Origin of the sequence: Acidovorax bellezanensis, assembly GCF_025421555.1 — a bacterium.
Taxonomy (GTDB): Bacteria; Pseudomonadota; Gammaproteobacteria; order Burkholderiales; family Burkholderiaceae_C; genus Comamonas; species Comamonas bellezanensis.
In genome coordinates this window covers 17,735-35,408 of the sequence record NZ_JAODYH010000004.1, presented here as the reverse complement: position 1 = coordinate 35,408, position 17,674 = coordinate 17,735, and the positions used below count along the sequence as shown (strand labels likewise).

19 protein-coding genes are annotated in these 17,674 nt (G+C 66.3%); 11 read left to right on the top strand and 8 right to left on the bottom strand.

Annotated elements, in window-relative coordinates; genetic code table 11:
* A complete protein-coding gene (locus tag N0K08_RS08325; RefSeq protein WP_261499732.1) occupies nt 1-780 on the top strand; it encodes an SDR family NAD(P)-dependent oxidoreductase in 780 nt (259 codons plus the stop codon).
* A gap of 14 nt (nt 781-794) precedes the next feature.
* The gene (locus N0K08_RS08320) at nt 795-1,103 is read left to right on the top strand and encodes a Dabb family protein (protein ID WP_261499731.1); all 309 of its coding nucleotides are present in this window, start codon (nt 795-797) and stop codon (nt 1,101-1,103) included.
* A 36-nt stretch (nt 1,104-1,139) separates the two neighbouring features.
* On the opposite strand, the gene N0K08_RS08315 is transcribed toward N0K08_RS08320, so the two are convergent.
* The 3 genes from N0K08_RS08315 to N0K08_RS08305 form a co-directional block, all read right to left on the bottom strand.
* Nucleotides 1,140-2,111, bottom strand: coding sequence for a PDR/VanB family oxidoreductase (locus N0K08_RS08315; RefSeq protein ID WP_261499730.1), 972 nt, complete (start codon nt 2,109-2,111; stop codon nt 1,140-1,142).
* Nucleotides 2,112-2,189: 78 nt separating this feature from the next.
* The gene (locus N0K08_RS08310; RefSeq protein ID WP_261499729.1) at nt 2,190-2,750 is read right to left on the bottom strand and encodes a carboxymuconolactone decarboxylase family protein; all 561 of its coding nucleotides are present in this window, start codon (nt 2,748-2,750) and stop codon (nt 2,190-2,192) included.
* A gap of 94 nt (nt 2,751-2,844) precedes the next feature.
* Complete coding sequence (locus tag N0K08_RS08305; protein ID WP_261499728.1) at nt 2,845-3,855, bottom strand: AraC family transcriptional regulator; 1,011 nt, start codon at nt 3,853-3,855, stop codon at nt 2,845-2,847.
* A gap of 142 nt (nt 3,856-3,997) precedes the next feature.
* Here N0K08_RS08305 and N0K08_RS08300 point away from each other — a divergent pair, with 142 nt between their 5' ends.
* The 8 genes from N0K08_RS08300 to N0K08_RS08265 all read left to right on the top strand — a co-directional run bounded on the left by N0K08_RS08300 (nt 3,998) and on the right by N0K08_RS08265 (nt 10,815).
* Entirely contained in the window at nt 3,998-5,059 is a 1,062-nt protein-coding gene (locus N0K08_RS08300; protein ID WP_261499727.1) for a BKACE family enzyme, read from the top strand.
* Nucleotides 5,056-5,643: an RBBP9/YdeN family alpha/beta hydrolase gene (locus N0K08_RS08295; RefSeq protein ID WP_261499726.1), complete on the top strand. Its 588-nt coding sequence runs from the start codon at nt 5,056-5,058 to the stop codon at nt 5,641-5,643. Before N0K08_RS08300 ends, N0K08_RS08295 begins: the two co-directional genes overlap by 4 nt.
* Nucleotides 5,644-5,716: 73 nt before the next feature.
* On the top strand, nt 5,717-6,118 hold the full coding sequence (locus N0K08_RS08290; RefSeq protein WP_261499724.1) for a carboxymuconolactone decarboxylase family protein: 402 nt from the start codon (nt 5,717-5,719) through the stop codon (nt 6,116-6,118).
* Between the two features lie 103 nt (nt 6,119-6,221).
* On the top strand, nt 6,222-7,232 hold the full coding sequence (locus N0K08_RS08285) for a Bug family tripartite tricarboxylate transporter substrate binding protein (RefSeq protein ID WP_261499722.1): 1,011 nt from the start codon (nt 6,222-6,224) through the stop codon (nt 7,230-7,232).
* Nucleotides 7,233-7,336: 104 nt separating this feature from the next.
* Nucleotides 7,337-8,311: a Bug family tripartite tricarboxylate transporter substrate binding protein gene (locus N0K08_RS08280; protein WP_261499720.1), complete on the top strand. Its 975-nt coding sequence runs from the start codon at nt 7,337-7,339 to the stop codon at nt 8,309-8,311.
* A gap of 34 nt (nt 8,312-8,345) precedes the next feature.
* A complete protein-coding gene (locus N0K08_RS08275; protein ID WP_261499718.1) occupies nt 8,346-9,377 on the top strand; it encodes a zinc-binding dehydrogenase in 1,032 nt (343 codons plus the stop codon).
* Nucleotides 9,374-10,177: a TauD/TfdA dioxygenase family protein gene (locus tag N0K08_RS08270; protein ID WP_261499716.1), complete on the top strand. Its 804-nt coding sequence runs from the start codon at nt 9,374-9,376 to the stop codon at nt 10,175-10,177. The genes N0K08_RS08275 and N0K08_RS08270 overlap by 4 nt, the downstream gene beginning before the upstream one ends.
* A 176-nt stretch (nt 10,178-10,353) precedes the next feature.
* Nucleotides 10,354-10,815, top strand: coding sequence for a bacteriohemerythrin (locus N0K08_RS08265; RefSeq protein WP_261499715.1), 462 nt, complete (start codon nt 10,354-10,356; stop codon nt 10,813-10,815).
* A 99-nt stretch (nt 10,816-10,914) separates the two neighbouring features.
* Here N0K08_RS08265 and N0K08_RS08260 read toward each other — a convergent pair whose 3' ends face one another.
* The 4 genes from N0K08_RS08260 to N0K08_RS08245 all read right to left on the bottom strand — a co-directional run bounded on the left by N0K08_RS08260 (nt 10,915) and on the right by N0K08_RS08245 (nt 14,848).
* Entirely contained in the window at nt 10,915-11,604 is a 690-nt protein-coding gene (locus N0K08_RS08260) for a Crp/Fnr family transcriptional regulator (protein ID WP_261499713.1), read from the bottom strand.
* A 128-nt stretch (nt 11,605-11,732) separates the two neighbouring features.
* On the bottom strand, nt 11,733-12,938 hold the full coding sequence (locus N0K08_RS08255; protein WP_261499711.1) for a Rieske 2Fe-2S domain-containing protein: 1,206 nt from the start codon (nt 12,936-12,938) through the stop codon (nt 11,733-11,735).
* 39 nt (nt 12,939-12,977) lie between these two features.
* The gene (locus tag N0K08_RS08250) at nt 12,978-13,958 is read right to left on the bottom strand and encodes a Bug family tripartite tricarboxylate transporter substrate binding protein (RefSeq protein ID WP_261499710.1); all 981 of its coding nucleotides are present in this window, start codon (nt 13,956-13,958) and stop codon (nt 12,978-12,980) included.
* A 26-nt stretch (nt 13,959-13,984) separates the two neighbouring features.
* Entirely contained in the window at nt 13,985-14,848 is an 864-nt protein-coding gene (locus tag N0K08_RS08245; protein ID WP_261499708.1) for a fumarylacetoacetate hydrolase family protein, read from the bottom strand.
* Between the two features lie 176 nt (nt 14,849-15,024).
* On the opposite strand from N0K08_RS08245, the gene N0K08_RS08240 reads away from it, so the two are divergent.
* Nucleotides 15,025-16,029, top strand: a complete 1,005-nt coding sequence (locus tag N0K08_RS08240; protein WP_261499707.1) for a porin — start codon at nt 15,025-15,027, stop codon at nt 16,027-16,029.
* A 51-nt stretch (nt 16,030-16,080) separates the two neighbouring features.
* Here N0K08_RS08240 and N0K08_RS08235 read toward each other — a convergent pair whose 3' ends face one another.
* Nucleotides 16,081-17,655 carry a DHA2 family efflux MFS transporter permease subunit gene (locus N0K08_RS08235; protein ID WP_408642923.1) on the bottom strand — a complete coding sequence of 525 codons (1,575 nt, stop codon included), beginning with the start codon at nt 17,653-17,655 and terminating at the stop codon, nt 16,081-16,083.
* Between the last annotated feature and the right edge of the window lie 19 nt (nt 17,656-17,674).

Sequence of the window (17,674 nt, the reverse complement as noted above, 5' to 3'; positions counted from 1 at the left end):
ATGGTGGCGTCTTATCTTGAAAAAACATTCGGCCTGCAAGGCCGGGTGGCATGTATTACCGGCAGCGCTGCCGGCCTGGGCCTGGCGATCGCCACCCACCTGGGGCAGGCGGGCGCGCGCATTGTCGTCAACGACCTCGATGCGCAGCGTTGCGAGGACGCGGTGCGAACGCTCACCGCCGCGGGCATAGAGGCGCGGTACGCGGTGTTCGACGTCTCCCAGGCCGATGCCGTGGGCCAGGCCATAGCCACCCTGGCCGAGCAGGGCTGGGCGCCGGACATCCTGGTCAGCAATGCCGGCAACCAGAATCGCCAGCCCGTGACGGACATGACGCTGGCGCAGTGGAAATCGCTGTTCGCCGTGCATGTGGACGGCGCCTTCAATTGCGCCCACGCGGTGTTGCCGCACATGGTGAAAAAAGGCTTCGGGCGCATCGTGCTGATGTCGTCGGTGGCCGGACAGGCCTGCATGCCCGGCATAGCCGCCTATGCCTCCGCCAAGGGGGCCATCGCGGCGTTCACCCGCGCGCTGGCCGTGGAGTACGGCAGCGCGGGCATCACCAGCAATGCCTTGGCACCGGGCTTTGTGCGCACGCAGTTCACCCGCGGGCTGCAGGAGCGCGAAGGTTTCGATGATTTTCTGCACAGCGCCGTGCCGCTGGGGCGTTGGGGGGAGCCGGACGACATCGCGCCGGCCGTGGTCTACCTGGCGTCGAACGCCGGGGCGTTTGTCAACGGGCACGTGCTGGCGATCGACGGCGGCATGCTGGCCCGCATGTAAAGGAAAGCACAGATATGTACCTGCATCTCGTCATGATGGAGTTCAGTCCCGCCGCGGACGCCGAGTTTTTCGCCCGCGTGGAGGCCTATGCCGAGCGCATCCGCCAGGAATGCAAGGGCCTGAGCATCTACCATTTCGGCAGCAACGAGGCCGCGCGCTCCCTGGGCTTCATGCACGCCGTCGTTTCCGCGTTCGAGAGCGCCCAGGCCCACGACGACTACCAGGTCAGCCCGGCCCATGTGGAGATGAAGACTTACATGGGCGCCTTCATCCAGCGCATCGTGGTTTTTGATGGCGCGGCGCCGTTGCTGGTGGCTGCCTGACGTTCCTGCTTTAGCGGCCCGGCGCCCGCCCGCTGCTTACAGCTCGAGCAGCAGCTCCGGGGATTTCGCGCGTGAGCAGCAGAGGATGATCTGCTGGCCGCAGGCTTTCTCGGCGTCGGACAGGACATGGTCGCGGTGGTCGGGAACGCCGCCCAGCACGCCAGTGGTGCACATGCCGCAAATGCCGCTCATGCAGGAGTAGGGCACGTCCACGCCGGCGTCGAGCAGGGCTTCGAGAATGCTGGTGTCGTTGTGTACCGGAATCAGCCGGCCGCTTTTGGACAGGCGCACGCTGAAGGCCTGGTTGGCGCTTGCTGCGTCCTGGGCCGGTGCCGGCGGCGCGGCGAAATATTCCCGGTGTACCCGCTCGGGGGGCAACTGTGCCGTGGCCGCCTCGAAGGCCTGGAGCATGCGCGCCGGGCCGCAGCAGTACAGATGGGCATTGGCCGGGCTGTCCTGGGCGATGGCCTGCAAATCCAGCCCCTGGTCGCTGACGCCGCCATCGAAATACAGTATCACCTTGCCCAGGCTGTTGGCGGCCAGCGCCACGAACTGCTCGGCAAATGCGGCGCTGGCAGGCGTGCGCGTCGCATAGTGCAGCGTCCAGGGCCGGCCCAGTTGCGCCAGCCGCTGGGCCATGCTCCACAGCGGCGTGATGCCTATGCCGCCGGCGATCAGGATGGACTGCGCCGCGGATTCCTCCAGCGGGAAAGCATTGCGCGGTGCGGAGATCTGCAGTTCGTCGCCTACGCGCAGCGTGTCGTGCAGGTAGCGCGAGCCGCCTTGACCCGTGGCATTGCGCTGCACCGCCACCACGTAGCGGTGGCTTTCGCCGGGTGCATTGACCAGCGAGTAGCTGCGTGACAGCCGGGGCGCCAGGTGCAGGTCCACATGGGCGCCGGCGCAGACCGCCGGCCATGCCGTCTCATCGGTGGGGCGGAATTCAAAGCGCTGAATTCCGGTAGCGAGTTGCTCAATCGCGTGCAGTCGGGCTTGGAGTGTCTTCATGCCCCCATTCTTGGGCAGTGGCGCAGGCGGTTCAAACGTCTGCGGCGTGCAACTGTTGTCGATGTTGCATTTGCCCGATCACGCCGCCGGCGGGAAGGCGTGGGGCTGGCCGGCTTCGGGTTCGAGATCGCAGTCCAGCGAGTTGACGATGCGCGCCACGCAGCAGTAGAACGCGCCGGTTGCGAGCAGCTCCATCACCTGCTTCTCGCCAAAGTGCGCTATCAAGGCCTGCATGGTCGCCGCCGTCGCGCCGCGGGCATGCGTCAGGTCGTCCGCGAGCTGCAGCACCAGGGATTCGCCAGCGTCGAACAGCTGCGGGCTATCGTGCCAATGGGGCAATGCGGCCAGCTGGGCCTGCGTGACGCCTTCGGCCAGCGCCATGTGCGCGTGGTGTCCGTATTCGTACCGGGATTCGTGCCGGCAGGCGATCTGCACGATCAGCAACTCGCGCAGCCGGCGCGGGACCGACAGATCGTTGCGCAGGCCGCGCGCGAAAGGCGCCCACACTTTGGCCAGCCGGGGGGACCAGGCCATCATGCGGTAGACGTTCAGCACCGTGCCGCGCTGCTTCATTGCCTCGAAGACGTCCTTGAGTTCCGGGTCCACGGTGTCGGTGTCGACCATCTTCATGCGTGCCATGTGCTTGCCTCCTTCGGTGTTTGGATGCGTGACATCATGCGATCGGGTCATGCGTGGAAATTGATCAATCGTTGCAGGGAATTGTTTTCCCGTCTCATATGCGGTGGGCCCGCCGGGATCGGATGAAGCTGGTGCCGTAGCTGGCCTGGAACCAGTGCGCAAAGGCGCTGGCAGAGGAGAAACCGAGCATCGAGGCAGCATCCTCCAGCGAGTGGTCGCTGTCGTTGCACAGCTTCACCGCCACTTCGCGGCGCACCGAATCCAGCACCGACGTGAACTGTTCGCCCTCCAGCGTCAGCTGCCGGTGCAGGGTCTGCCGGCTGACACCCAGGTGCTGCGCCACCTTGTCGACCGTGCAACGACCGTTGCCCAGCAAGGCCATGATCAGGTGGCGCACGGTTTCCCGCCGCGCGGGCTTGCGCTGGTGGAGCGCGGTGTCGAGAAAGCGGCGCGCAAAACTGGCCAGCCCGGGTTGCGTCGGGGTCAGCTTACGGGCCATGTCGCTGGCGGAGCAGACGATGCCGTTGAACGCGCTGTTGAACTCGATGTTCTTGCCGAGGAAGGACTGGTGAAACCGCAGGTCGCGCGGTGGCCTGTGGGTGAAGCAGACCAGGCGCGGCTGCCATCCGGGGCCCAGGAGGTCGCGCAGCACCTGGAACATGACCCCGACCGTCAGCTCTATCGCCTGGCGCGTGGGCACGGACTTGCCCAGCATCAATTCCTCGTGGATGGCCACGGCATCGCCTTCTTCCTCGGTTTGCGCCTGCAGTGCGTCATTGAGCACCCGGTTGTAGCTCAGCAGCGTCTTGAGCGCGGCCAGCGCCGTGCGCTCCTGCTTGATCACGAGACTGACGGGGCCGAGTTCCCAGATATGGCGACGGCTGGCCAGGCGCAGCCCGAAGGCCTCCATTTCCGCGGCCTGCGCGCAATCGGTCAGCAGGTGGCACACGGCCTCCATGCTGATCAAGGTCTCGTTGTCGTCGAGACAACGGCGCGGCAGATCCGCCTTGCGCATCATCTCGAAGGGGTCGAGTCCGGCCGATTGCGCCAGGTCCGTGAAGCCGGTCAGGCTGGCGCTGCGGATGAGGTGGGAAGTCAGGGTCATGGGGATTTCCTGCCCCCCGCTTGAGACAAATCATCAATTCGTCGAGACGACGGATCAATTCGGCGGGGACGAGGCTACGCATCATAGCGGCAAGCGCGGTCACAGCCTGCCATCGCAGACGCCGCAGCTTCCAAGGAATACCATGCACTTCCTCGACGGCGCCCTGCTTCCCGAAAACCAGGAAAAACTGGTCATTACCGCTGCCCCCTATGGCCCGCAATGGGAACCGGGCGATTTCCGCTCCGACATCCCGGTCACGATCGCGGAGCAGGTGCAAAAGGCCGTGGATTGCTACAACGCCGGCGCCACGGTGCTGCATTTCCATGTCCGCGAAGACGATGGTTCGGGCTGCAAGAACCTGGACCGCTTCAACGAGGTGCTCTCGCGCCTGAAGCAGGCGGTGCCCGACATGATCATCCAGGTCGGCGGCTCGATCTCCTTCGCTCCCGTCGAGGAAGGCGCGAACGCCGAATGGCTGAGCGACGAGACGCGCCACATGCTGGCGCGCCTCAAGCCCACGCCCGAGCAGGTCACCGTGGCCATCAACACCGGCCAGATGAACATGGTGGAGCTGATGACCCCCGAGGACCGCGCAGGCACTTCGTTCGCCCGCAAGGCGGTCTACGACGCCTACGAAGAGATGATCGTGCCGGCCGGCCCCGCCTGGCTGCGCGAGCATCTGGCGCAATTGTCGGCCAACGGCATCCAGCCGCACTTCCAGATCACGCAGAAGTCGGGCCTGGTCACTCTAGAACGCCTGATCCGTGAGGGGGTCTACAAGGGGCCGATGAATGTGAACTGGGTCGCGCTCAGCGGCGGTTTCGACAACCCCGATCCCTACAGCATGATGGAGTTCATCCGCCTGGTGCCCGACGGCTCCACGCTCACGCTGGAAGCCCAGATGCGTGCCTGCCTGCCGATCAACGCCATGGCCATCGCCATGGGCCTGCATGTGCGCTGCGGCATCGAGGACACGCTCTGGGGACCCAGCGGGGACCACATGAGCAGCGTGCAGCAGATCGAGCAACTGGTGCGCATCTCGCGTGAACTGGGACGTGGCGTCGCGTCGGCCAAGGAGGCGCGCAAGATCTTCAAGATCGGCACGCAATACCAGACGGTGGAGCAGACGCTGTCCGAGCTGCGCTATCCCAGCGCCCGCCGCCCGGTCCACCCGGCGCTGGCCGAACGCAAGGTGGCGGCATGAGCGCCAGCGCCACGCTGCTGCTGGTGCCCGGCCTGCGCGAGGAAGCGCCGGGCCACTGGCAGGCGATCCTCGCCGGCCAATGTCCGGGCGCGGTGTCGCTGCCGGCGCTGGGCCGGCGCAACATCGATCTGGCTGCCCGTCTGGCGCAGATCGAAGCCGCGGTCCAGGCCATTCAGGGGCCGGTGGTGGTGGTCGCGCACAGTGGCGGCGCCATCGCCACGGCGCATTGGGCCCAGCGCACGCGCGCCGTCATCCACGGCGCCCTGCTGGCGACGCCGCCGCTATTCGCCGGGCCGCTGGGCCCCGGGTTTCCAGAGCTGGCCGAATTCGAGCGCCACGGCTGGGCGCCGATTCCCCGCGCACCGCTGCCGTTTCGCTGCGTCGTGGCGGCGAGCAGGAACGACCCCCTGGGCTCCTACGAGGGGGTCAGCGCACTGGCGCGGGACTGGGGCGCGCGCCTGTTCGATCTGGGCGAAAGCGGCCACCTGAATCCAGCCTCGGGCTTCGGCCCCTGGCCTGCGGCGCTGGAACTGGTGCGCGCACTGTCGTTTGCCGCGCCCATGCCCGTGGGGCAGGCCGCGTGATGGTGGCAGCGTCCGCATTCCAAGGCCGACGCCATCCAGCGGTGGTGTCGAAAATCATTCGGAAGGAATTGTCATGAATATCGATAGCAAGTCCATGCCCCATTGCCATGCCATGCGCGAAGCGGGTGACTGGAACGCGGATTGGGAGGCGATGGCGGAGTTGCAGCCGGAGTGGACGGAGCGGTTCATGCAGATGGTCCAGCCCTGCATGGATCCCGCCGTGCTCGATCCGAAGATCTTCGAACTGGTATGCATAGCGATCGATGCTTCCGTGACGCATATGTATGCCCCGGGAACGCGCCGGCATATGCGCCGCGCCTTGGAGATCGGCGTCAAACCGCAGGAAATCCTGGCGGTGCTGCAACTGACGGCATCGCTGGGTTTGCACACGATGAGTCTTGCGGCCCCCATGTTGCGGGAAGAGATGCAACGGCAGGCGGCCGCGCACCAGGCCGCCGAGGTCGCTGCGGCGTGAGCCGACTCGCAGGGATCCACTCGTCCCGGGTTTAATGCGTCCGGCATAACCCGAGCCTGCGGCATCCCGCGCAACGCCCTCAAGAATATTCAGGAGACACATCATGCTTGCTCGTACGTCGATCACTTCCCAGGTCCTGGCGCGCCGTTTTGTCATGGCGGCGATGACCGGCTGGTGCGCCGCAGCCCCGCTGCTGACGGTAGCCCAGCCGCTGTCGGATCGGCCCATACGCATCATTGCCGTCGGCACCGCCGGGGCCACCGCGGATATCCTGGCGCGCACCGTGGGAGATGCCCTCTCCCGGAGCCTGAAGCAGCCCGTGATTGTGGAAAACAAGCCGGGGGCGGGTGGGGCCGTGGCCATGGACGCCTTTCTGAAGGCTCCGGCCGATGGCCATACCTATCTTCTGGCGATCAGTGCCCTGGTGTCGGAACTGCCCTATACCTTCAAGCCCAAGTACGACCCCTTCAAGGACATCAAGCCGCTGGCCGATCTCGGCGGCTTTGGCGTGGTCCTGGTGGGCAATGCCAAGTTGCCCCCCAGGAATCTGGCGGAGATGGTGACTTACGTGAAGGCGCACAAAGGCGAGGTCAACATCGCCTCGTATTCGCCGGGAACGATGTCCCATGTGCTCGGACTGCGGTTCAATCAGCTGGCGGGGCTGGATATGAACATCGTGCACTACAACGGCTCCACCCCGGGCCTGGTGGATGTCATGGGCGGCAACGTGCAATTCATGATGGATGCCCCGGTCACCTCCATTCCCCTGATCAAGAGCGGCAAATTGCGGGCGTTTGCCACGGGCTCGGCGCAGCGGCTCGAAGCGCTGCCGGACGTGCCTACTTTTGCGGAACTCGGCTACGAGAGCATGGGCCGGGTCTCATGGATGGGGCTGTGGACGCTGCCGGGAGTGAAGAGCGAAATGCAGCAGCGGATCCGCGCGGAGGCGCTCAAGGCCTTGGCGCAGCCTGAAGTCATGGAGCGCCTGACCGGCCTGGGCTTGGTCGTCAACGTCAAGCATCCGCGTTCACCCGAGGAGCTTTCCGCCAGCCTGGTCGCTGACTACCAGGCCACGGGCGAGATGCTCAAGGCCGTGCATTACAAGCCCAACTGACCTGCCCCCTGTCTGGATGGCCTCCGGCGCATCCAGGAACCGGATCCATTGCATTCCATTGCCCGCGCAGCGCAAGGCCGCGCGCAAAACCCAAGGAGACATCAATGAAGACTTCGATCCACATGGCTTGTCGTTTCACGCTCGCCGCATTGCTCCTGGCCGGCACATCGCTGGCCCAGGCCTGGCCCGAACGGGTCATCAAGATCATCGTCCCCGCGCCCCCCGGCGGCAACATGGACGTGCCGGCACGGGTCTTTGCCCACTTCCTGTCCAAGGAAGTCGGCTTTCCCGTCATCGTCGAGAACAAGGCGGGCGCGGGCGGGAGCATAGGCGTGCAGGCCATGCTGAACGCGCCGGCCGACGGGCACACCATTCTCTACACCAGCTCCAACGTGCTGACCGAGATACCGCATGTCATGAAAGTGCCCTACGACCCGATGAAGGACGTGCGGCCGGTGGTGGCGCTCGCCAAGTACCGCTACGTGCTGGTGGTAGCCGCTGACTATCCGGCGAACGACCTGGCCGGCATGGCGCGCCTGCTCAAGGCGGAGCCCGACAAGAGCAGCTTCGCGTCGCCCAGTCCCGGAACGATTGCGCAGTTCGGCGGCGAGATCCTCAACCGCAAGCTCGGCGTGAACATGCAGCATGTGCCGTTTTCGGGTACGCCCCCGGCGCTCAACGGCGTGATGTCCCGGCAGATCACGATGTACCTGGACAGCGTCGTCACTTCGGGGCCCTTGCTGCAGGGCGGCAAGCTCAAGGCGCTGGCCATCGCCGGCAGCACCCGCTACGCCGGCATGGCGCAGGTGCCGACCTTTGCCGAGCAGGGCTACCCGGAGTTCAGTGATTTCAGCAGCTGGCAGGGCATTGCGGTGTCTCCCAAGGTGCCGGCCGCCATCGTCGACAAGCTCTACGCCACCGTGCAGCGCATCGCTGGCCTGGCGCCATTCCATGACCAGATCGCCCGCATGGGGTTCGAGCCGGTCCTGCCGGATTCGTCGCAGCAGTTCGCGCAGCGCCTGCAGTCGGACCACGAGCACTTTGGCGCCCTGAATCGCACGTTCGCCCTGAAGCAATAAAGCCCAGCCAACCTTTGAAGGAAGTGAGTCAGATATGAAAGCAGCCATGATTGTTGCGGGCCCGCAAGGCGGCCGCCTGGAAATCCAGCAGATTCCGCGCCCGGCGCCAGGCCTGGGCCAGGTGGTCGTGCAGGTGATGGCTTCGGGCCTGAACCGGGGCGAGCTGGTGCGCGTGCGTGAAGCCAGAAGCGGGGCCGCGATCCAGGCCGGCATCGAATTCGCCGGCATCGTCAGCCAAGTCGGGCCGGGCGTGCGCAATGTGCGCGAAGGCGACCGCGTCGCCGGTCACGGCTGGGGCGGCCAGGCCGAATATGTGCTGGCCGAGGCGCGTGCGCTGATGCCCATGCCGGCCAGCCTGTCCTGGGCCGAGGCGGCGGCCTTTCCCAATGTGTTCATCACCGCCCACGATGCGCTGGTCACCAATGGCGAGTTCCGCGCCGGCCAGTCCGTCCTGGTGAATGCCGCCACGGGGGGCATCGGCCTGGCCGCGATACAGCTGGCCGCCCAGCTCGGCGCCAGCCGGGTCATAGGCAGCTCGCGCTCGGCGGCAAAGCTGGCGCGGCTGCGCGAATATGGCGCGACGCACCTCATCGACGCTTCGCAGCCGGACAGCGTGCAGGCCGTCATGGATGCCACCGACGGGCGCGGCGTGGATGTGATCATCGACTCGGTGGGTGGCTCGGTGTTCGACGCCCATCTCAAAAGCCTGGCGGTGTGCGGCCGGCTGGTCATCCTCGCGCGCATGAGCGGTGTCGATACGGCCCAGGTCGACCTCAAGCACCTGTGGCTCAACCGCCTGAAGGTGATTGGCACCACGTTCCGCACCCGTACCGAGGAAGAGCGGCTCGCCTTGATCGAAGCCTGCGCGCGCGACGTGCTGCCGCTGTTGGGCGACGGGCGCCTGAAACAGCCGATCGACCGCATTTTTGCGCTCGACGATATCGCGCAGGCCCATGCCCACATGGCCAGCGACCAGCATTTCGGCAAGATCATCCTGGCCGTGCACGACAGCGCCATGGACGCCGGCACACCAACATCGCAGCAAGCAACGAAGGAGATGGCATGACTCTGAAGATCACCCCGCTCACCGGTTCGGTCGGAGCCGCAGTCGAAGGCATTTCGCTCGCCGAGCCCTTGAGCTCTGAGCAGTTCGAGCAGTTGCGCGAGGCCTTCCAGCGCCACTGCGTGCTGGTGCTGCGCGACCAGCACCTCGCCCCCGCGCCTCAACTGGCTTTCGCCCGTCGCTGGGGCGAGCCCATGGTGTCGGCCTTGCTCTCCAAGCTGCAACTTGAGACGTATCCCGAAGTGATCCAGGTCCGCACGACCTCGAAGGAGCTCGTCTCCACCGAGGCCTGGCACTACGACGCGCCGCACACGCCCGTGCCGCCCAAGATCACCATGCTCAGCGCGCAGGTGGTTCCGGCGGGGGGCGACACCATGTGGAGCAACCAATACCTGGCCTATGAGGGCCTGTCGCCTGTCATGCAAGGCATGCTGGAAGGTCTGCGAGTGCATTTCCGCGCCGTGAAGCTGGCCCGCTCCCAGGGCGTCACCGATTCCGACCTGCCCTCGGCCGTGCATCCGCTGGTGCGCACGCATCCGGAGACCGGCCGCAAGGCGCTTTATATCGGCCACGCCGACAACGTCGTCGGCATCGAAGGCATGCGCGAGGCCGAAAGCCGGCCCTTGCTGAATTTCCTCTACCAACACAGCACGCAGCCGGACAACATCTACCGCCACATGTGGCGTGCCGGAGATGTCGTCATGTGGGACAACCGCTGCACCATGCATTACGCGGTGCATGACTACGGCACGCAAGAGCGTCTGCTGAACCGGGTGACCCTCAAGGGCGAAGTGCCCGCCTGAGGGGCGCCGGCCGGTGGCCGGGGGGCGCTGCGCCACCGGTCCTCCGGCGGCGCGGCCGTCCAGCGCCGCGCATCGCAACAAAGCGCACAATCGCGGCGCTTTGTGCCTTGCCGGCGGTGCGGCCGTTGTGCAGACTTGGCAGGTGAATGCGCCCTGACCCACGAAAGTCCCCCTCCATGATCGATTTTTCCGAACCGCCGATGCTGGGAGATGCCCTGCTGGACCACGACCACGCGCAACTGTTTCTGCTGTGCCGGGCGCTGCTGGATGTGCCCAGCGACGCCATCCGGCCGGCCGTCGAGCAGCTGCGCGCCGAGATGCGCGCGCATTTCGCCAGCGAGGACGCGAATCTGCGCGGGCTGGGCGGCAACAACGCCGACTGCCATCTCGACGAACACGCGGCCGTGCTGGCTTCGCTGGACGAAGTGCATTTGATTCTGGGCGAGCCCCAGACCAGCCAGGCGATGGCACAGCGGCTGATTTCCAGCCTGGCGCTGGAGCTGCTGCACTGGCTGCCCGAGCATGTGGGTGAAATGGATGCGAACCTGGCCGCGGTGCGCAGCCAGTCACGCTTTGGCGGCGTGGGCGTGCGGATCACGCCACGCCTGGCGCAGGGTCCACGCAGCGCGGGGGCTTGACGGCCGTGTACCGCCGGCGCCGGGCCGCCCCAAGCTGGCGGACGGCCCCCTCGGGGGGGCAGCGAACCACCTGCCCTGTGGGTGAGTGTGGGGGGCTGCCTACTCCGCGCCCAGGGCCATCTGCTTGAGCTTGTCGCTGTCGGTGATCGAGATGCGGCCGTAGCGCACCTGGACGGCGCCTTTTTCCGCCATCTCCCGCAGCACGCGGTTCACCACCTGTCGGCGCGTACCCAGCATCATCGCGATTTCATCCTGTGACAGATTGACTTCGGCGTCGGCGCGGCCGTGCACGCTGCGCGCATCAATCGACTGCAGCAGGCCGGCGATGCGCGCCTGGGTAGAGTCGACGGCAGCGCTGGCATGGCGCAGCTGGGCCCGCAGGTGACGCCGCTCGAGTGCGGCAAACAGGGAAAAGGACAGGCGCCCATTGCCGGCGATCATTTCGCGCAACAGCGCGCCGGGAATCCGGACCAGCACACTCTTTTCCTTGCAGACCGCGGTGAACATATGCGGGGCCTGGGCCAGGACCGGCCCCAGGCCGTGGAATTCACCCGCCAGGTGCAGTCCGCCGGTGAAATGGCGCCCTCCAGGCATTTCCCGCGACAGGTTCATCGAGCCGGCGACCAGCAAGGAGACATATTCGGCGGCATCGCCAGCGCGGTGCACGCAGGTGTCGGGCTCCACCATCAGCACGGTCGCGTGGGCGATGAGTCGCGCGATGGCGTCGTCGGGCCATGGGGAGAAAAGCTCGGATTGGGTGATCGCGAGCCGTACGAGAGTGTCATTCATTCCAAGCCACATCCTTGCCGCGCCGCCAAGGCGGCGGCGGGTCGAAAATCACGGCAGCGGCGGCGCGGCTGCCGTGATCGGCGCTGAATCTATCACAGTCCCCGCGGTTTCCCGGCGGGGAGCAGGCTTCAGACCGCAGCGTCGGCGGCCGTGTACTGGAACAGCGTCGAGGCCTGTCCGATGCGGTGCCATGGCTTGGTCGGCGCTCCGCTGCGCAGGGCTTCGAGCTCGCGCGCCAGAATCCGGCGCAGCATGGCAATCCCCATGTCGGACGCGCCCAGTCGCTCGTGCACGCGGTCGGCGATCGCGCCCTGGCCGATGAGGGCCACGTAGTCCTGGGCACTGGTCAGGCGCACCAGCGGATCGTCCGGGTACTGGCCGGCGAACAGTTCGTCGTGGTGGTCGGCGGCGCAATAGTCATCGCAGCCGTCGAAATACTGCTGCAGCTGGGCATCGGCTTCGGGCGTGGTGGACGGCGCCGCGCGCAGCGAGATGCGCAAGGTGTGGGTGTCGTCGATGGGCACCATCCAGTTCGCGCTTTCCATCCAGGGGCCGCCGGCATGGACGGCGGGAATGGCGACGTGGTTGCCATAGGGGAAAGTCCAGTCGCTGACGCGGACCTGTGACTTGCCGTCGATTTCGCGCACGGCGGTCTGCTGGATGCCGGCCGACGTTTCTTCATAGCTCAGCGTGGGCACGCCGCTGGTGATGGCGTCGCCGAAGACACCGACCTTGCCCATCTGGTGGGCGAAGCTCACGTGCACGGCGTCCAGGGAGTTTTCGGCATGCTGCAGCCAGTTGCAAGGCCAGATTTCCTGGCGCTGGAACAGCATCACCCCGTCTTCCTCGAACTTGGGCTTGCGCGGCAGGTCGAACACCGGCGGCGTGCCTTCACCCAGGTAGGCAAAGACCAGGCCGCAGTACTCGTGCACGGGGTAGGAGGTGACGCGGATGCTGGCGTGGCTGCCCGGCCGCTCGGCCGGCCGCTCCACGCATTGGCCGCGGGCGTCGTACTTCCAGCCGTGGTACATGCAGCGCAATTCGTCGCCTTGGACCCAGCCCGTGTGCAGCTTGGTCAGCCGGTGGGCGCAGCGGTTGGCCAGCAGATGGGCCGTGCCGCCTTCGCCGCGGTACAGCGCCAGGTCTTCGCCCAGCAGGCGGACTTCGCGGGCCTGGCCCGGGGCGACGCTTCTGGACAGGGCGATGGGGTGCCAGAACTTGCGCAGCAGCTGGCCCATGGGCGTGTCGGCCGAAGTCTGGGTCAGCTGGGCCATGCGGGCGGCCATGGAGGCGCGTGGATCCTGGGACAGGGAGGGGCTATCGCTGTGGGTCATGGTGGTGCTCTTGTGGGTTGGGCGCCGTGGGCTGGCGCTTTATTTGAGAGAGATCTTCGATTCGGTAATGACGTTGCGCCAGCGGACGATTTCGCTGGACAGCAGCTCGTAGGCCTGGGCCGTCGTGCCGCCGGGTGCACGCACGCCGATGTCGGCGAGTCGCTTGGCCACGTCGGGCTGCTCCAGGGCGCGCTGTACGCCTCGGTTCAGGCGCTGGACCACGGCATCGGGCGTGTTCGCGGGCGCGAGGATCATTCCCCAGGACGAAACGCTGAAGCCAGCCACGCCTTGCTCGGAGACGGTAGGAACATCGGGCAGCACCGCGGAGCGCTTGCCATTGGCGATGGCCAAGGCCCGCAGCTGGCCGCTCTTGACCAGAGGCAGCGTGGGCGGAACGAACTCGAAGCCGAGGTCGATGTCGCCGGCGGCCAAGGCGGTGGCGACGGCCGCGGCCGTCTTGAAGGGTACGATGGTGAAATCGACCTGGGCGCGCTGCTTGAACAGTTCGGCACACAGGTGCTGGGTGGTGCCCAGCAGACTGACGCCGACCATGCAATTGCGTTTTTTCTCCTGGGCCAGGCGGATGAAGTCTTCCAGCTGGGTGAGCTTGGAGTCCTTGCGCACCAGCAGCAGAACGTCATTGCTGCTGGCGATGGAAATCGGCGCAAAGCTGGCGAGCATGTCGTAAGGCTGGGGCTTGAACAGCCCCTGGCTGATCGCCACGCCGGCGCCGATGTACAGCAGGGTATGGCCGTCCGGCTTGGCCGCAGCCACCATCTTGACGGCGCCCACGCCTCCCGCGCCCGGGCGGTTCTCGACGATCACCTGCTGGCCGAGAAAGTTGCCCAGATGCATGGCAATCAAGCGCCCGATGATGTCGGCCGCGTTGCCGGGACCGAACGGCACCACGAGCGTGACCGGTTTGCTGGGGTAGGCGTTGTCTTGTGCCAGCGACGCGGTGGCGGACCACGCAAGTGGCAGGCTGCCTGCCGCTTTCATCAGTACTCGTCTGTTCAGCATGTTCTTGATCTCGGTTGTTGCGGGCCTCAACCCACGGTGACGCGCAGTGTATCGAGGCCGCTGACTTCGATTTCCAGCGTATCGCCCGTGGTCAGAAAGCGGTTGCGGGCCACGCCCACGCCCGCCGGCGTGCCGGTGGCAATGACGTCGCCGGGCAGCAGCGTCATGTACGAGGACAGGGTGGCAATGATCTGCTCGGTGGAGAAGATCATTTCCCGCATGCTTTCGTGCTGCACCTGCTCGCCGTTGAGCCGCGTGGTGATGTGCAGGCTGCGTGCGCGCAGCTGGGCCAGGATGTCCGGGCCGCAGGCGATGGTCGGGCCCAGCGCCGAGCCGCCGTCCAGGCCCTTGTTGGCGGTCCAGTCCGGCCAGTAGGTCGCGGTGGGGCCGGCCTGGCCCAGCGCGACCTTGCTGATGTCGCGCGCGCTGCCGTCGTCGAAGGCGCAGATGCCGGCCACGAAGTCCAGGGCGTTGTCGACGGTGGCGTTCTTGCAGCTGCGGCCGATGACCACGGCGATCTCGCCTTCGTAGTCGAACTTGGCCGTGAGCTGCTTGTTCGGGTTGAGCCTGCCGCCGTGGCCCACGAAGTTCGACGGCGCCTTGTAGAACATCAGCGGCCGCTTGGGCGGCTGGGCCTTGGCTTCGGCGCCGTGGGCGTGGTAGTTGATGGCGATGGCGAAGACCCGGGCGCGCGGATCGAGCGGGGCCAGCAATTGCACGTCGGCGGCCGCCAGGCGCCGCTTGGCTGGGAAGTCGGATGGGGGATTGCCCAGTACGAGCGGCAGATCGTCGTTTTCGCAGACGACGTCGATGCAGTCGCCGGCGCGGCGGCCGATCACGGTCTGGCCATTGACAAGGTAGCGGCCCAGGTGGAAGTTCGCGTTGTTCACAGTGTTCCTTCGTGGTGGTTGTCAGATGCCATGTCAGTGTCTCCAGCGCTGCCGTGCCAGGCCAGGCATAAAACGCGGCGATTGTTGCGTTTGTTGCTTTGGCTGCCGGGCGTGCGTTGTGCGGGCGCGGGGCGAATCGGAAGATCGCCAGCACCACATAAGGAGACAAACCAGTGATGCATCGTTTTTATTTGAGTGCGCTCGGAACCCTTGCATTGGCAGCCGGCATGGCCCCCGCCCAGGCGCAAAGCGTGCAGGTCTACGGCCGGGTGATTTCGTCGGTGAACAGCGTGCGCACCGGCGACGTGCGGCAGACCCACCTGGAAGACAACGGCTCGAAACTGGGCTTTCGCGGCGTGGAGGACCTGGGCGGCGGCCTGGCCGCGCAGTTTGGCGTGGAGATGGGCTTCGACACCTCGTCGGGCGTCAACACCAAGCCGCCCTTGCGCAACAGCTATGTGGGACTCAAAGGCGGCTTTGGCGCCCTGGCGCTGGGGCGGCTGGACTCGGGCACGCCCGTGGGCTCACCGATTTTTTCGCAGGCGTTGAGCATCATCAACCTCGCGCCCAATGACGCCGGTGCCACGCAGATAGGCCCCAACTACCTGAACCTGCGCAACCGCACGTCCAACGGCATAGGCTACGTCAGCCCCCATATGGCGGGCTTCGTGCTGCGCGGACGCTTTTATTTCCGCGGCCCGCCCGACGATGTGGGCGCGGAAAACGGCGCCAAATCACTGGATCTGGGCTTGAGCTACGCCAACGGCCCCTGGCGCACGGGTATCAGCTATGGCCGGGATTCCCGCCCGGGCGGCTTGTTGCCCAATGAGTTTTCCCGCAAATGGCAGGCCGGCCTGCGCTACGACATCGGCTGGGTCGCGCCCTATGTGCTGCTGGGGCGGGACAGCTACGCCAACACCGCCACCAGCCGGCGCAATGCGGACTACTGGCTGCTGGGCGTGAAGTTCGCGCACCAGGCGCATGCCGTGGTGCTCAACGTCATGCAGCGTGACGTGCAGACCTCGCGCACGGCCAAGCGCCCGCGCCAGCAACTGGCCTATACCTATGCGCTGTCCAAGCGCACCGAGTTCCAGGCTTTCTACGACCATGACAAGGTCGACTCCAGCAAGCCCCAACTGGACAAGCGCGTGTTCGGCGTGGGGTTGCGGCACGACTTCTGAAGGCGCCAGGGCAACCGCCCGCCCAGCGCGGGTTGGTTGCCGGTCAGGCCCTCAATGCGCTCCCGCCGCATCGGCGCTGCCGGCGCCGCCCGGCTTGGGTCGGTGGGTCTGCCAGATCAGGACGATCAGCGTCAGGAACAGGAAGGACGAGCCCAGGAAGATGTCGTCCGCGGCGCGCGTATAGGCCTGCTGGTCGATCAAGCGGTTGATCTGGGCCAGCGCCTGCACCTGGCTCAGTCCGCTGGCCTGCAGGTTTTGCAAGGTGATGGCGAACACGCCCTGGCCCTGGATCAGGCCTTCGGTCAAATGGGCGTGGTGCAGGGTGGCGCGGCTGTCCCACAGCGTGGTGGCGATCGAGGTGCCCATGGCGCCGGCCGTGATGCGCACGAAGTTGCTCAGGCCGGCCGCGGCCGGAATGCGCTCGGGCGGCAGGCCGGACAGGGTCAGCGTGGTCAGCGGAATGAAGAAGAAGGCCATGGCCCCGCCCTGGATCACCGTGGGGATCAGGATGTGGACCAGATCCGTCTCCGTGGTGAACTGCGAGCGCATCCACAGCACCAGCGCGAAGACCACGAAGGCCCCGGTGGCCATCTTGCGCGGGTCCCATTGGGCGACCTTCTTGCCCACCAGCGGCGTGAGCAGGATGGCAAAAATGCCCACGGGCGCGAGCGCCATGCCGGCCGTGGTCGCGGTGTAACCCATCCATTGCTGCAGCCACAGCGGCAGCAGCACCACGTTGCCGAAGAACAGGCCATAGGCAATCGACAGCGAGATCGAGCCGGCCGCGAAGTTGCGCCGCGCGAACAGCCGCAAATCCACCACCGGGTGATCGTCGGTCAGTTCCCAGACCACGAACACCGCAAAGCCCAGCAGCGCCACCACGGCCAGGGTGATGATTTCCCCGGACGAGAACCAGTCCAGCTCCTTGCCCTTGTCGAGCATCAGCTGCAGCGAGCCCACCCACAGCACCAGCAAGGTCAGGCCTATGGTGTCTATGGGCAGCTTGCGCGTGGGCGTTTCGCGCTGGCGGTAAATGCCCCAGGTCAGCGCGGCGGCGAACAGGCCGACAGGCACGTTGATGTAGAAGATCCAGGGCCAGGAGATGTTGTCGGTGATCCAGCCGCCCAGCAGCGGCCCGACCACGGGGGCCACCAGCGTGGTCACCCCCCATAGCGCCAGCGCCGTGCCCGCCATGGCGCTGGGGTAGCTCGACAGCAACAGGGTTTGCGACAGCGGAATCATGGGGCCGGCGACCAGGCCTTGCAGCACCCGGAAAAACACCAGCATTTCCAGCGAGGTGGCAAAGCCGCACAGCCAGGAAGTCAGCACGAACAGCAGCACGCTCATGGTGAACAGCCGCACGGCGCCAAAGCGCTGGGTCAGCCAGCCGGTCAGCGGCACCGAGATGGCATTGGCCACGCCGAAGCTGGTGATGACCCAGGTGCCCTGGGCGGGACTCACCCCCAGGTCGCCGGAAATCGACGGAATCGCCACGTTGGCGATCGACGAGTCGAGCACGTTCATGAAGGTCGCCAGGGACAGCGCCATGGTGCCCAGCAGCAGGGCCGGGCCGTGCAGCGGCGACAGCTTGAGCGGCTGCTGGGGGGCGTTAGAGGAGGAACTCATGCGATTTCCTTCGCACCCG